We start from the raw sequence: 15584 nt of genomic DNA, 5'->3' as shown, positions 1-15584 counted from the left end.
GCCTTAACCCCCTATATATATGGATAGAAATCGATTAGTCCACAATATATACACAGATTTTGTGAATAACTTTTTAGTACACCCCAGAATAAGACAAAAAAAGATATTCACAAGCGAAAAATCAACTTGTGGAATATCTAATAAGTCGATGGATCATTTAAGACACTATTCACAGTATCCAGAATACATGTTTTAAGATCTCCACAGAGCCAAATACAGCTATATTGGGAGCTAAAACATAATAATCACCGATATATTAACAGCATTATCCACAATTCATAGTCAAAATGAATACTTTGGATGAATCATTCACATATCAACAGCAAGATTAATCATAACAAATCTCTGTCGACATTTCAATTATAATATAATAATTATCCACAGGGAAGGGCTTTGTGGATAACTTTTTTGGAGAATTTTTTTATTCACATGTTGATTTTTCAAATCTTCCTTTATATAATGAGAAAGGTTTTTTCAAAACTGTGGGTGTATATGCATTAAATAAGGTGTTGAATAGATGAAAGTCTACAAAAGAATGCATTAAAAATGACATTTATATAGGAAGAGATTCTTTTTAGATGTGAGATGCATTAAAAACGTTTAGATATTTAGCTATTGGTCCAGTTCATTTGAGGAAGTTTTTTAAAGATTTTCATAGATGCTGAGACCGCTGCAAAAAAGACAAGGGAGAGGGATGAGGCAGTTTTAAGAATCTGCTAATTTTCTTGACAAGGCTAGGGCTTGACGTTATAATTATTTAGCAGACTTTGTGTATTTGACTATTAAGCATATTTTTATATATGATCTTAAAACAGAGGAGGTGTATCCGGTGAAAAGAACTTATCAACCTAAGAAGCGTCAGCGCAAGCAAGAGCACGGTTTCAGAAAGAGAATGCGTACTAAGGCTGGCCGCAACATTCTTAAAAACAGAAGAAAAAGAGGCAGAAAAAGCCTTACTGCATAAGACCGCGATACGTGGTCTTTTTTGCAATTTAGGTTTTTTTTGATTTCTGATTTCTAAAAAGAGGATTATTGAAACAATTGACCAGCACTGGCTGGTCAGAAAAACGGAGGATGAGCCGTGGGATTAACTAGTCTCAGGAACAGTCGCGAATTCCATGCCGTTTATAAACGGGGCCGATCGGTCGTCACGAAATTTATCGTGATGTATTATAAAAAAAATGACCTTAACGAAAACCGTATTGGCATATCCGTCAGTAAAAAGGTTGGCAAAGCAGTCGTACGAAATAGAGTGAAGCGTCTTATAAAGGAAGCCTTTCGACTGAAGGCCGATTCAATCGGACAAGGATATGACATCGTATTTGTAGCACGCGTCCGAATGAACCGAGCTACATTTAATGATACGAACCGTGAAGTGAACCGCGTATTAAAGGAATTGAGAAACTCGAAATAACAATTATATTGGAATTTTTCGAGGTAAAAAAAGAAATCAGGTGTAGATTTTGAAGAATTTTTTCATTTTTCTGATCGGGCTTTATAAAAATTATATTTCACCATTTTTGGGTAACAACTGTCGTTTTTACCCGACTTGTTCTGCGTATACTATTGAAGCAATTGAAAAATATGGCGCAGCCAAGGGTGGCTTTATGGGTCTGAAAAGAATTATGAAGTGTCATCCTTTCCATCCAGGTGGATATGATCCAGTGGATTGAGGGATGAGTTGAATAGGAGGATAATTCGTTGGATTTTATATATCAGGGACTTGGTGCACTGCTAGGCGGTGTTTATAGCTTTGTGGGCAGTTACTGGTTTTCGATTGTAATTTTTACGATAATTGTTAAGGTGCTTCTGGTGCCATTATCGTTTAAGCAAATTCAGTCAACCAAAGCTATGAATGATGTTCAACCAAAGTTGAAAAAACTTCAAGAAAAGTACAAAGACGACAAAGAGACGTTGAATATTAAGATGATGGAGCTTTACAAAGAGCATAATATTAATCCTCTAGCAGGATGTCTTCCGCTCCTCATTCAAATGCCTATTCTTTTTGGACTATTCCGTGTCCTTAGAGAGCCAGTGAATTACGTTTTTGGTGGTGATGCAACACTTGCGTCAGAAGCGCTTAATCAGACATTTTTATGGATATCAGATATTAGTGTACCGGACTCAATTGGCGCATTAATTGATACAGGTGTTCCATTCATAAATGGTCTACCGGGTGTTCTTCCAATTCTAGCAGCACTGACAACTTATATTTCAATGGCACTAACAACAGGAAAACAACAGCAGGCAAACCAGCAAATGCAGACTATGCAGATGATGATGCCACTTATGATTTTATGGTTTGGTGCATCCATGTCAGCAGGTCTTATGATTTACTGGATTGTAAGTAATGTGTTCCAAATGGGTCAACAGTATATTGTACCAAAGTTGGCTAATAAGGAGGCGGCGTAATAGATGGACATCATGAACAGCAATGTCGTCGAAAAAACTGGTAAAACAGTTGAAGAGGCGCTTGAACTGGCTCTTATCGCACTTGATACGACAAGAGATCAGGTTGAATATGAAGTATTAGAAGAACCGGCAAAAGCATTCCTTGGAATCTTTGGCGGCAGTGAAGCAAAAATCAGAGCAACAAAAATCAAGCATGTTGATCAAGTTGCAATGGATTTTCTTCAAAGTGTTCTCGATGAAATGAATGTAGAAGCAGAGTTTAATGTTCATTTCGATGGAAAAGACTTAAGTATAGAAATGTCAGGTACAGAAATGGCTCTTCTAATTGGCCGTCGCGGTCAAACCCTAGATGCCCTTCAGTACTTGGTTAGCTTAATAGTGAATAAAGACAGAGAAGATTACGTACGCGTAATTCTGGATACTGAAAATTATAGAGAAAAAAGAAGAGCTACGCTTGAAAAGCTGGCTAAGAGACTGGCGAGAAAGGCCAAGAAGACACGTAAAGATATTGTGCTTGAACCTATGAATCCATATGAACGACGCATTATCCACTCAACACTTCAAGGCAACCCATACGTTTCTACAAAGAGCGAAGGGGAAGAACCTTTCCGTAAAGTCATAATTTACTTGAACAATTAGTAGACCTTTTAAAACCCAGTCAAAGCGCTGGGTTTTTCTATATGCATGCGAAAATGAGGTGAAAGCATGGAATTTGATACAATTGTTGCCGTTGCAACAGCGCCCGGAGAAGGGGCTATCGGCATTATAAGGCTTAGTGGTGACGAGGCCCAGAAGATCTTACATGATATTTTTAGAAATAAAAAAGGACAAGCGGTCCAGTCATTTGAAAGTAGAAAGCTCACTTATGGTCATATCGTTGATGAAAACGAGCATGTTATTGATGAAGTGCTTGTCACTTTAATGCGTGCACCGAAAACATATACAAGAGAAGATGTGGTTGAAATTCATTGTCATGGTGGGGTTATTCCTCTTCAGAGCATTGTGAAGCGTGTTCTACGAGCGGGTGCACGTATGGCCGATGTGGGTGAGTTCACAAAAAGAGCCTTTTTAAACGGCCGATTGGATTTGGCCCAGGCAGAATCTGTTATGGATCTGATTAGTGCCAAGACACCAAAGGGGTTTGATGTGGCTTTTGGTCAACTGGAGGGCAGTCTGTCTAAAAAAGTTGCAAGCCTTCGTGATGAGCTTGTATCCACAATGGCCCAGCTAGAGGTGTGTATAGATTATCCAGAAGAGGATATTGAAGAGATAACCTATGGGGAAGTGGTGAAAAAGTTATCCACTGTGGAAAAAGGTATAGATGATTTGTTATCCTCAGCGGAAACCGGGAGAATTATTCGTGACGGATTATCCACAGTTATAGTTGGAAAGCCTAATGTGGGTAAGTCGTCCTTGCTCAATGCCTTATTGAAAGAGGCAAGAGCCATCGTTACGGATATTCCAGGTACGACAAGGGATGTTATTGAGGAGTTTATTAACATCAAGGGTGTGCCACTGAAGCTGATCGACACAGCAGGCATTCGTGAAACAGAGGATGTGGTGGAGAAAATCGGTGTTGAAAAATCAAAGTCATTTTTTAATCAGGCTGACTTGGTAATTTTCGTGGTGAATGCATCAGAACCCTTAACATCAGAAGATGAAGACATTATTGACCGCATTGGTGATAAAAAGGCCATTATTGTAGTCAACAAAATAGATTTGCCACAAGCATTTGATATAGATGCCTTAGAGAAGAGACTTCCAGGTAAAATTTTCATTCGTACATCAATGATGAATGAAGAGGGCATTGAAGATGTGGAAACACAAATATCAGAAATGGTCTTTGGTGGTCAGGTCATTCGAAAAGAGAATGCTTATGTATCGAATATCCGACATATTCGGGCGCTTGAAAAAGCCAAGGATTCCATTCGCTCAGCCATTGATGCAACTGAAAGTGGCATGCCTTATGATTTCATTGAAGTGGACACCAAAGATACCTATCAGTTTTTAGGAGAAGTAACCGGTGAAACGGTTGAAGATGATATGATGACGAAAATTTTCAGTAACTTCTGCTTAGGTAAATAATTGTTGTGTCATAGATTTCATGATATATAATGTGTTTGGTGGTTTAGTTTTATCTTTAAATAGGGAAGACCTATTTAGATTGTTATAGAATTCGGAGGATATAATGGCAGAGAGATTTTATGCAGATGCTTATGATGTCATTGTTATAGGTGCAGGTCATGCAGGTTGTGAGGCTGGCCTTTCTGCTGCAAGATTGGGTATGAAAACGCTTATGTTTTCAATAAACCTGGACTCTGTGGCTATGATGCCATGCAACCCTTCTATTGGAGGAACGGGAAAAGGTCATTTGGTTTGCGAAATAGATGCACTGGGCGGAGAGATGGGACTTAATATAGACAAGTCCATGATACAAAGCAAGATGCTCAATGTTCGAAAAGGACCAGCGGTTCATTCATTAAGAGCACAGGCTGATAAATCTCTGTATCATAGAGAAATGAAGAAAGTCATTGAAAATACGGATAATCTTCATTTGAAACAGGGTGAAGTGATTAAGCTTGAGATGGATGGTGACACTGTGACAGGTGTACTGACGTCTACAGGTGCTTTTTACGAGGCCAAGTCTGTTATTTTAGCGACGGGAACCTATTTGGGCGGTAAGATTTTTATTGGAAATGCAGTCTTCCAAAGTGGCCCCAACGGACTGGCGCCCTCTCTAGAGCTTACAGAAAATCTTAAAGAACTTGGCATAGATATGAGACGTTTCAAAACTGGAACGCCTGCCCGAGTGAATAAGCGGTCTCTAAATTACGACAATATGGAAATCCAGTACGGAGATAAGGAAATTGTGCCTTTTTCCTTTATGAATGATTCTGTTGAAATAGAGGAAGAACCGTGTTGGCTGACTTACACCAATGTGGGAACCCATGAAGTGATACAGGACAATATTCATAGATCTGCAATGTACGGTGGCGAAATTGAGGGGACCGGTCCTAGATATTGTCCTTCTATAGAAGACAAGATCACTCGATTCGCAGATAAGGACAGACATCAGCTTTTTATTGAGCCAGAAGGGCTTGATACAAATGAAATGTATGTGCAAGGGATGTCGACCAGCCTGCCAGAAGATGTTCAAATTAAGTTTATGCGAACTATACCTGGTATGGAAAAAGTTGAAATAATGCGACCAGCCTATGCCATTGAGTATGACTGTGTTGATCCTACCTTGTTAAAGCTGACACTGGAGTTTAAGCATATTAATGGGCTCTTTTCAGCGGGGCAATTCAATGGGTCATCGGGTTATGAAGAAGCGGCGGCACAAGGCCTTATTGCAGGTATAAATGCTGCAAGAAAAGTAAAAGGGGAAGACCCATTTATATTAGATAGATCAGAGGCCTATATAGGTGTTCTTATTGATGATTTAGTCATAAAAGGTACCAATGAACCTTATAGAATGATGACCTCACGTGCGGAATACAGATTGATTCTGCGCCAGGACAATGCCGATTTAAGACTGACAAATAAATCATATGAGATTGGTCTTGCAACCCAGGCGCGCAAAGATCGATTGGATCATAAAATAGCTGAAGTGGAAAAAGAAATGGAAAGACTGAGAGAAATCAAGGTTAAACCAGCTGAGATCAATCCATTCCTAGAGTCACTTGGCAGTGCATCAAACCTGAAAAGTGGTGTATCATTGTCCGAGCTTATGAAGCGTCCAGAGCTTGGTTACAAGACACTTGCTGCACTGGATCCAGAAAGACCAGAACTTCGTGATGATATATGGAAACAATGTGAAGTTCAAATTAAGTATGAAGGATATATTAAAAAGCAGCTTCAGCAAATTAGCAAGTTCAAAGCCTTAGAATCTAAGAAGCTTTCTTCAGATATAGACTATGCGTCTATAGAGGGTTTAAGACTAGAAGCCAGACAGAAACTAGATCAGGTCAAGCCAGAATCAATAGGTCAGGCCTCAAGAATATCAGGCGTTTCTCCAGCTGATATATCTGTTTTAATGGTTTTCATGGAGCAGCAAAAGAGGAAGAAGGCACAAAGTCATGAATAAGATAGAATTTGAAAAGGGTCTTGAGGAGATGGGCATTGAGTTTGGTGCATCTCACTATGATGATTTTGATATTTATAGAAGACTTCTAGTCGAGTGGAATGAGCATATGAATTTGACTGGGATCACTGAAAAACGAGAAGTGTATATCAAGCATTTTCTGGATTCAGTGGGCACATATCTATCAAGTGAAGTTCCAAATGGAGGATCAGTGATCGACGTTGGAACAGGTGCAGGATTTCCTGGTTTGGCTATGAAAATATTTGATAGAAGTATTGATTTAACACTTCTTGATTCATTAAATAAACGCATTAAGTTTCTTCAAGCTGTATCTGATGAAATTGGCCTTGACCATGTTGAGTTTATTCATGGAAGGGCAGAAGATTATGGCAAGGATGAAGACTACCGTGAAGTGTATGATGTTGCTGTATCACGGGCAGTTGCAAATTTAGCTGTCCTAGCGGAGTATTGCATGCCATTTGTTAAGGTTGGCGGTCATTTTATCGCTTTAAAGAGCATGTCTTACAAAGATGAACTGAATCAAGCTCAAAAAGCTATTGAAACCCTTGGGGGAAAAGTGAAGAAAGTTGTTGTTGTACCACTGCCTGAAGTGGATATTGAGCATACCTTGATTGTGATTGAAAAAATTTCAAACACACCAACGAAATATCCTCGAAAAGCTGGTAAACCAACGAAAAATCCGATAGTATAGGGTATGCAAAAGCATGTTATGGGAGGTCATTGTCTGTGAAAAGATCAAATGAAATTATCGAAATTCCGATTGAAGATATTGTTGCCAATCCAGATCAACCAAGACAAATTTTTGACGAAGAAGGTATTCAGGAATTATCTGAATCGATAAAGGCATTTGGTGTTTTGCAGCCAATCAGTGTCCGCCAAGTCGAAAATAAGTACGAGCTGATTATGGGAGAAAGACGATTGAGAGCATCGAGGACGGCAGGCTTGAATGCAGTACCTGCTATAGTGATTGACTCGAGCACGACAGCATCAGCATTTATGGCACTGATTGAGAATCTTCAACGTGTGGATTTGAACTTTGTGGAAGAGGCAGAAGGCTTTAGACGCCTGATTGAAGAACATGAAATGTCTCAAAAAGATGTTGCTGCACGAGTGGGGAAGAATCAATCAACTATATCAAACAAACTGAGAATTTTAAAGCTATCGCCAAAGGTTAGAGACAAAATAGTTCACTCTGGATTGTCTGAGCGACATGCTCGTGCCCTACTAAAGCTAGAAGATGAAGCACTTCATGAAAAAGTTATTGATCAAGTCATTAAGAATGAGCTTACTGTAAAAAAGACAGAAGAACTTGTTCAGACATATTTAACACTGAATGAACCCAAGAAAAAAAAGAACATTCGTGGTGTTTTCAACTACAAGATTTATATTAATACATTGAAGCAAGCTTATCAGGCGATAAAAGACACGGGTCTTAATGCAGAGTTCGATCAAAGTGACAAAGGGGATCATATAGAAGTGGTTGTCCGAATTCCCAAAGATAAATCTAATTAATCAAAAGTCAGTTCAGTTATTCTGGGCTGGCTTTTTTATATGTGGATTATTATTTATGATTATTTCCCAGGAAATGCGGCTTCTAAAATGTAAATAAATGTAAATAACCACTTCAAAGTAATGGGAAAAGTATCAAAACGTTGACTTTTTGTTTTGTTCTTGCTTTTTGAGAAGTATAAAAACATTTTATAGTGTATAATGATTTTAAGACCACTTAATAGGAGTGAGACAATGGGTAAAGCAATAGCAATATTTAATCAAAAAGGTGGTGTCGGAAAGACAACCACAAATGTCAATTTATCAGCAAGCCTTGCAAGACTCGGCAAGAGAGTGCTTGTTATTGACAATGATCCGCAAGGCAACAGCACAAGCGGTTTAGGACTGAGCAAAGACGCCTTAGAATACAACTTATATGATGCTTTAATTGATGATATAGACGTTGAAAAATGTATAATTCCAACACCTTTTAAGGGCCTGGACATAATTCCATCAAATGTACAACTGGCCGGTGCAGAGATCGAAATGATTGAAATCGACAATAGAGAACAACGTTTAAAACGAATTATTAATGCTGTTCGTGACAATTATGACTATATTTTTGTCGATTGTCCACCATCACTGGGTCTACTGACAATCAATTCTCTGGTGGCGGTTGATGGGGTGATTATACCGATTCAGTGTGAATATTATGCACTTGAAGGCGTGAGTCAACTTATGAACACATTCCAACTTATCAAGCGAGGTCTAAATCCTCATCTTGAAATTGAAGGTGTGCTTTTGAGTATGTTTGATGGCCGTACTAACCTATCAATACAGGTGGTGGAAGAGGTTAAAAAGTACTTTAAGAGTAAAGTGTATACAACAATGATCCCTAAAAATGTTCGACTGGCTGAAGCGCCGAGCTATGGGGTACCAGTTATTGAGTATGACGAAAAGTCTAAAGGGGCTATAGCCTATTTAGATTTGGCTGAAGAAATAGTAAGTCTGGAGGGTGAGAATGGCTAAAGCGAAAAGAGGACTCGGTAAAGGACTGGGGGCTTTAATCCCACAGGATGTTCCTGAAAAGAAGGAGTCAAGTGGGGTATCGCAGAAAAGTCGAAAAAGCACAGATCAGATTGTTGAACTAGACATTAATGAGATCATGCCAAACAAGAATCAACCGAGACGTCATTTCGACAAGACTAAACTAAAAGCCTTGGAGGACTCAATCACCACACATGGTGTTGTTCAACCGATAGTTGTAAAAGAGCTGGATAAGGGCTATGAAATTGTAGCAGGTGAAAGACGATGGAGAGCTTCAAAGAATGCAGGCTTAAAGAGTATAACAGCTGTTATTAGAAGTCTTGATGATCTTCAGCAAGCCCAAGTTGCCCTTATCGAGAATGTTCAGAGAGAAGACTTAAACGATATTGAAGAAGCACTTGCTTATGAATCACTTATTTCAGAACATGCCCTAACACAGCAGGACGTAGCAAAGGCTGTTGGAAAAAGCAGAACATATATTACAAATACGCTTAGACTTCTCAAGTTAGATGAAGCCTTACAGAAGTTTGTAATGGATGGAGATTTATCAGGCGGGCATGGACGTGCCCTGCTGGGATTAGAAGATGAAAAAATGCGTGCTCAACTGGCTGAGAAAGTTATTACTGAATCTTTAAGTGTACGAGAAACAGAAAGACTGGTTGCCAGAGCCAAGCAGGTAAAAAATACGGTTGTTAGTCGAGATGTTAAGGATTCATTTATAATTGAGTTTGAAAGTGACTTACAATCTGTTTTCGGAACAAAGGTCAATATCAAGCAGGGACGTAAAAAAGGTAGGATCGAAATTGAGTATTATAATGATGAAGATCTAAGCCGTCTTATTCAAATGCTTAAGAAATAGAATATAATTTGCTAAGGTGATGTTTCACGTGAAACATCGCCTTTTTTATTTGTAGCAATTATATTGATTAAATGTATTAATGCATCTCTATGGGGGTTACGATAATCCTCGAAATGAGGATGCCTTATGCAAATGGAATAAAGAGATGATTGTCCGAGATGTCATTAATGTTTCACGTGAAACATTTTGTAGCTAAAGTATGAGTCTGATCATATAATAGACATATATTTAAGGTATTTCATTTATGTGAAGAATGTCATTACTTATATTATGCAAAATGTCTAGATGGAATAATGTATATGAGAATAATTCAAGGAAACAGTAAACAGGAAATAAGAAACAGGAAGCAGTGCGTGCTAATTGTAAACTGAAAGAATGGCAGACGTCGAAAATTTCTATTGTTAACCTTTACTTATAGCAATATAGTCTCAGGTGTAGATTGTTTCACGTGAAACATAAATGGATTCTAGAGGTGTATACTCATATAAGAAACGATTAATAATAACAGTTTTTAAGTGAACACTCAAACAGCAATTGTAGTCAAGTGCAATGAAAGCAGCGTAAACAAGAGAGACCATTTAGAAGTTTCTTAGTTATAGATATGATGACTATCTGCATTTGCACAAATTATAGAATGATCCGAATGTCTGTATCAACTCATTTTAGAATATGAAAATATGAAGTATTGACGCTGCAGTTATATAATTGATGTTTGATATATGGTTATACGACTTAATACTCTAGAGTGGAATTTGAGTAGAGTGCAGGCTTTAGGGGAAAAAAGTATATAAAGAAGTGAATTTTAAATATATATATTCCATGACAAGGGATCTTAAAGGATAATTTGCGACTGGCTCAGAATAGAAAAAGGCTTAGATGAAAACGTAAATTTTACTTTCTAATAAGAACGACTCTCTCAAAACATAAAGTATTTGTATCAGTTTTAGGGCCAGTACGATATGAGAAAAGATGTGAATGAGTCAAGAATATGACAAGATGAAACAAGCGTAAAACTTTAAGTAAGCGTATTATATGAATAGATTTTTTAGTGACAATACTAAAATGGAATGGTTTTCATATGTTCAATGAGCAAAAAAAGTGTTGGATATTTATTTAATTTGTATGAGAAAATAATTAATGATTCATTATTTATCAGATAAAAATCGCAAAATATTGAAATTTATTGACTCAATAGAACAACTTTAGTGTAAAAGCCCTTAATTGTCGGAGTTTATATCGTATAAGGGAATTTTCAGAATAAAATATGGATGAAGATTTAGAAATAATATAATGAAGCCTGAAATGCCTCTGTATGGATAAAAAAAAGTGACTGGTACAAGGGTATTATTTTTATAAAAAAACGCCGTGTGCGCAAAAAACGCTAGAGCTATTGCAATTACAAGTCTGCAAGTCATCATGAAAGTATTTAAGGGGAATTTTATATTAATTGGAGTGTTCCATGCTGTTATAGTGATTTTTAAGCACAAATTTTATTATTTTTCTAGTATCATTAATCGCATTTTACGATTTATTCCTTGAGGCCATACATAATAATCAATATTATTTTAGAATTTAAATAATTGATAAGCACTGAAAGCTGCCTTAGATCATATTATTTAAATCTAATCATTGAATTGGTTTTATAAAAATGAGCAAGAAAATTGTTAGAAACATAATTGAGCTTTGCAATAAATTGACTGATTTAATTGAATTTGATATTCATGAGATTCAAAATCAAATGAAGTGCTAATCAGAGGAATTTATTAATGGCAGGGAGTCTTGTATGTTATCGTGTTAAGGTGAAGGCGACAGGAAGGCTTCATGTCTACTTGAAGAATATTGACCGACAAGAAAGGATAAGCTTACACTTAATATCTAATATTTATGATCAATACAGCTTAATTTATCTATACTTCATCGATAAGATAGGTATAATACCTTGATTTATAATATATTGAGAATGATAAAGTACAGTTTATAAATAATCAGATATAAATATCATAGATCATAAGGAGCAGAAAGTGGATATAGATATTAATAATAAAGGTTGCCAGCATGAAATTTTAAGCCTTGGGTTAAAAAGCACAACACTTGATTTTATAATAGTGGAGTGAGTCTTCTAAAACATGTTTCACGTGAAACATAGAAAATAGACATAAAGTATGAAAGGAATAATACCTGCTCTGGTAGAATTAATATAGAATAACAGCTCTTAAGAGGTGAGAAATGAGAAAAATTTTATTTATTGTGAATCCAGCTGCAGGAAATGGACAAGCTAAGAAAGTGCTTCCTTTAATTCATGACCAATGTGATGGAGAAAAACTAACTTATGACATTAAAGTGTCAAATAGAGAAAATCAAATAACTGATTTGGTGAAGCAGTCAATTGAGAAAAAACAGTATACGGATCTAGTAGCAGTTGGTGGAGATGGAACAATTATTGAGTGTATAAATGCAATCGTCGGAGTGAATATTCGACTTGGTCTTATCCCCATGGGTACAGGAAATGACCTGGCGCGGAGTTTAGATATTCCCAAAGAACCTGAAAAAGCGCTTCGAAAGATTCTTAAAGGGAGACTTAAAAAGGTCGATCTTGGGTCTGTAAATGGTGTAATATTTATCAACTCTGCAGGTGTAGGTATAGATGGAAAAATTATTTATGATACAGGAAAAATTAAGAAGCTTATTCCTGGTGGTTCAGCATACACATTAAGCACTATAAAATCAATATTTGCATTTCAGCCATTTAAAGTGAGGTTAACCCTAGATGGTCTTGAAGTAGAGCGAGATGCATATTTAATAGCTATTGGTAATGGTCAGTATTTTGGTGGTGGAATGAAAATCACGCCTAAAGCCAAACTAGATAGTGGCGTTTTTCAAATATGCTTGGTCAGAAAATTGCCTAGAAGAAAATTTCTTAGAGTGTTTCCAAAAGTTTACAAGGGACAACATGAAACAGAACCTGAAGTTGAAACATTCACATGTCGTACTATTAAAATTGATACGTTCAACAGAGATCTTCATGTGAGTGCTGATGGAAATTTGGTCTCCATGACACCTGCAACAATAAATATGTATCATGAAAAAATTGAAATCTGGCATTGAAATTTATATGTAATAATATGGTTTAAAATCTATATTGTTGAATATACCGCGAAAAAAACGCTTTATAGTTTCATCTATACAGCGTTTTTTTAGTTCTTCTAATATTAAATATCAATATTAAAGTAAAACACAATACAGGGCCAAATTTGCATGTTATAATAGGTGTACGATAATGAGACAGTAGAAAGGTTCGTAAATATGAAAATATTAGTTTTTGCGGCCCATCCTGATGATTGTGAAATTGGCATGGGTGGCACAATAAAAAAAATGTCGGAAAAAAACCATAATATAGTGGTTGTGGATTTAACACAAGGTGAAATGTCATCAAATGGAAATGTTTTCAAAAGACAAAGTGAAGCTGATAATGCATCCAAAATTCTAGGGATTCAAAATAGAGAAAACTTAATGCTTCCTGATAGAAATATAGTAGGTCATATTGAAAATGTAAAAAAAATAGCTGATGTGATTAGAAAGCACAAACCGAATATTGTATTCTATCCTAATTATGAAGACAATCACCCTGATCATAAAGCCTGCTCACGTTTAGTCAAAGAGGGAATCTTTCATTCCAAACTAAAGAAATATCAGAGCGAATATGATGCGTTTACAGTTAAGAAAAGTTATAGATATCAAATTAATGGAAGTGCACAATTTGACTATTATATTGATGTCTCAGATACATATGAATACAAAATAAAAGCACTTAAAGCATATAGCTCACAGTTTGATCTCCAAGATCAGAATTCTAAAACGAGGTTGAATTCTGGCTTTATAGCCTACTTGGAATCAAGAAATAGGGTGTGTGGATTTGAATGTGGCGTTGAATATGCAGAAGGCTTCATAACAGATAGTCCTCTAATATTTGATACAATAGACAAATGGGAGGCCGTTTCTAAATGATCACAGGGCAGAAGAATATTGAAAAAGCCAGAGAACTATATTTGAAAAGAGGTGTTCTCAAAAGGGAACTTCTTCGTGATGAAGTTGTATACTCATGGGTACGGTCGCGACTAGTTAATGTAGATGCATTGACCCCACCCAATGTGAGTTTACCGGAAAAAAGTGATTTAAGTTATAGGAAAATAATGGATGCTCTCTTCCTCCATGATTTTGGGCTTGAAGTTAGTGAGTCTAAGATTAAGTCTATTATACTAATGGATATGAACGGTGAAATTCATAATGTATGGACCCTTTCTCCTAAAAATAGATACTATTTTAACTTTACCGAAGATTCCTTGGGCACTTCTGGTATTGGATTATGCCTAAAGCATAAAAAGAAATCATTTACTTGTGGATATGAACACTACCATAGTTATCTTATAGACTCTCTTTCAATCGGTATTCCTACCTCTGATGGATTGGTTATAGGACTCATCTGTGAAATGGATTCTGATTTTGAAAAAGACTTGCAGTTGATTTCAAGACTACCAGAAAGTATTGAAAACATAGAGTCAATTATTGCGTCTGTAGAAGCAAATGAAAATCAAGTTGTGAATGAGATCGAAATGGAATATTGGCCTGCTTGCTTAATTGGTGATAGTGAAGAAATAAAAAAAGCAAGGGACCGTGTACAGCAGTTCAAAGATAGTAAGCTGATTTTCATATCTGGTCCCAAAGGCATTGGAAAGGAATCAACAGCAAATCATTTACATGAAATTCGATTGGGGAAAGATATGAATTTCCATGCCATTTACTGCGATAAAATCCCACTACAGAAGTTTAAAACTGAATGGCTTGAAGATTCTGATAAAATAAGGCGAAATTTAGAACTGTACGATATTGGGACAGTGTATTTTGAAAACTTCAATGCACTTCCTGACAAATATCAACGACGATTTTTAAGAATTTTAGATAGTAAACTGGTTAACAGTAACGCTGAAAATAGTTGGAATAACTTAAACACAGCTTTTATAATTTCTACAACAAAAGGTCTTGAATCGGCAAAACAGACAGGTAAGTTAACACGAGGTTTACAGTCTAGAGTTAAACTTGCAGAGATCTGTTTACCAGAGTTAACAAGACGCAAACAAGATATATGTACTATTTTAGGACATATGATAACCTGTGAAATACAAGATTCTAATCTTCTTCATGAAATAGAAAAGACAGATATTTTTGATAGAGTTTCACAATTGGGTCTAGAATATAATTTAAGGGATCTAGACTATATTTGCCAAAAAATCGTTGATAGAGTGTTCTTATATGGGACACTCACCGAGTCGTGTATTGATGAAATACTACAACCCTACTCTATACAAGGCGACGAACAAAGCCAGCTCAAAAGTTTGTCTGAAATAGAGAAAGAGGCTATAGTGAGAACTCTCGAGGCTTTAAATTACAACATGGTACAGACATCACTAAGCCTAGGAATTAGCCGAAGCACTCTATATAGAAAAATAGAACATTACAATATATCATTTGAGGCTGTACGAGAATAGGACATCCTCCTTTTATAAGATGTCCTAATTTAAAACATGAAAGTAGTGACCTAAAATGGGACACTTCTTTTTTATTTAGAGAATATTCGTCAAATAGGCGTAAATAATTTTTAGAATAAAGCAATTAACA

At 36.5% G+C, this 15584-nt stretch carries 14 protein-coding genes; all 14 read left to right on the top strand.

The genetic code is table 11. From position 1 onward, the window contains the following. Positions 1 to 829 precede the first annotated feature (829 nt). The 14 genes from rpmH (at position 830) to ACQ4KW_RS21565 (ending at position 15454) form a co-directional block, all read left to right on the top strand. Positions 830 to 964 carry a 50S ribosomal protein L34 gene (gene rpmH / locus ACQ4KW_RS21630; protein ID WP_430884513.1) on the top strand — a complete coding sequence of 45 codons (135 nt, stop codon included), beginning with the start codon at positions 830 to 832 and terminating at the stop codon, positions 962 to 964. A 117-nt stretch (positions 965 to 1081) separates the two neighbouring features. After that, positions 1082 to 1414 (top strand): ribonuclease P protein component, encoded by a 333-nt coding sequence (gene rnpA / locus ACQ4KW_RS21625; RefSeq protein ID WP_430884512.1) that lies wholly within the window; start codon positions 1082 to 1084, stop codon positions 1412 to 1414. 46 nt (positions 1415 to 1460) lie between these two features. Further along, positions 1461 to 1673, top strand: coding sequence for a membrane protein insertion efficiency factor YidD (yidD, locus tag ACQ4KW_RS21620; protein ID WP_430886616.1), 213 nt, complete (start codon positions 1461 to 1463; stop codon positions 1671 to 1673). Between the two features lie 28 nt (positions 1674 to 1701). Next, positions 1702 to 2412, top strand: a complete 711-nt coding sequence (locus tag ACQ4KW_RS21615; protein ID WP_430884511.1) for a YidC/Oxa1 family membrane protein insertase — start codon at positions 1702 to 1704, stop codon at positions 2410 to 2412. A gap of 3 nt (positions 2413 to 2415) precedes the next feature. After that, entirely contained in the window at positions 2416 to 3051 is a 636-nt protein-coding gene (gene jag / locus ACQ4KW_RS21610) for an RNA-binding cell elongation regulator Jag/EloR (protein ID WP_430884510.1), read from the top strand. 66 nt (positions 3052 to 3117) lie between these two features. Then, entirely contained in the window at positions 3118 to 4497 is a 1380-nt protein-coding gene (mnmE, locus tag ACQ4KW_RS21605; RefSeq protein ID WP_430884509.1) for a tRNA uridine-5-carboxymethylaminomethyl(34) synthesis GTPase MnmE, read from the top strand. Positions 4498 to 4600: 103 nt separating this feature from the next. Beyond that, positions 4601 to 6499: a tRNA uridine-5-carboxymethylaminomethyl(34) synthesis enzyme MnmG gene (gene mnmG, locus ACQ4KW_RS21600; protein WP_430884508.1), complete on the top strand. Its 1899-nt coding sequence runs from the start codon at positions 4601 to 4603 to the stop codon at positions 6497 to 6499. Beyond that, positions 6492 to 7208: a 16S rRNA (guanine(527)-N(7))-methyltransferase RsmG gene (gene rsmG, locus ACQ4KW_RS21595; protein WP_430884507.1), complete on the top strand. Its 717-nt coding sequence runs from the start codon at positions 6492 to 6494 to the stop codon at positions 7206 to 7208. Before mnmG ends, rsmG begins: the two co-directional genes overlap by 8 nt. 35 nt (positions 7209 to 7243) lie before the next feature. Then, positions 7244 to 8029 (top strand): ParB/RepB/Spo0J family partition protein, encoded by a 786-nt coding sequence (locus ACQ4KW_RS21590; protein ID WP_430884506.1) that lies wholly within the window; start codon positions 7244 to 7246, stop codon positions 8027 to 8029. Positions 8030 to 8260: 231 nt separating this feature from the next. Continuing rightward, entirely contained in the window at positions 8261 to 9034 is a 774-nt protein-coding gene (locus ACQ4KW_RS21585; RefSeq protein WP_430884505.1) for a ParA family protein, read from the top strand. Next, positions 9027 to 9911 carry a ParB/RepB/Spo0J family partition protein gene (locus tag ACQ4KW_RS21580; RefSeq protein WP_430884504.1) on the top strand — a complete coding sequence of 295 codons (885 nt, stop codon included), beginning with the start codon at positions 9027 to 9029 and terminating at the stop codon, positions 9909 to 9911. The genes ACQ4KW_RS21585 and ACQ4KW_RS21580 overlap by 8 nt, the downstream gene beginning before the upstream one ends. A 2226-nt stretch (positions 9912 to 12137) precedes the next feature. After that, positions 12138 to 13016, top strand: a complete 879-nt coding sequence (locus ACQ4KW_RS21575; RefSeq protein WP_430884503.1) for a diacylglycerol/lipid kinase family protein — start codon at positions 12138 to 12140, stop codon at positions 13014 to 13016. Between the two features lie 198 nt (positions 13017 to 13214). After that, a complete protein-coding gene (bshB1, locus tag ACQ4KW_RS21570; RefSeq protein ID WP_430884502.1) occupies positions 13215 to 13916 on the top strand; it encodes a bacillithiol biosynthesis deacetylase BshB1 in 702 nt (233 codons plus the stop codon). Beyond that, positions 13913 to 15454 (top strand): sigma 54-interacting transcriptional regulator, encoded by a 1542-nt coding sequence (locus ACQ4KW_RS21565; RefSeq protein WP_430884501.1) that lies wholly within the window; start codon positions 13913 to 13915, stop codon positions 15452 to 15454. Before bshB1 ends, ACQ4KW_RS21565 begins: the two co-directional genes overlap by 4 nt. Positions 15455 to 15584 lie beyond the last annotated feature (130 nt).

The sequence above is a fragment of the Tianxiuia mixotrophica genome (assembly GCF_050596425.1).
In the GTDB taxonomy this organism is placed as follows: domain Bacteria; phylum Bacillota; class Clostridia; order Peptostreptococcales; family Acidaminobacteraceae.
This window is presented reverse-complemented; position numbering and strand designations above follow the sequence as displayed.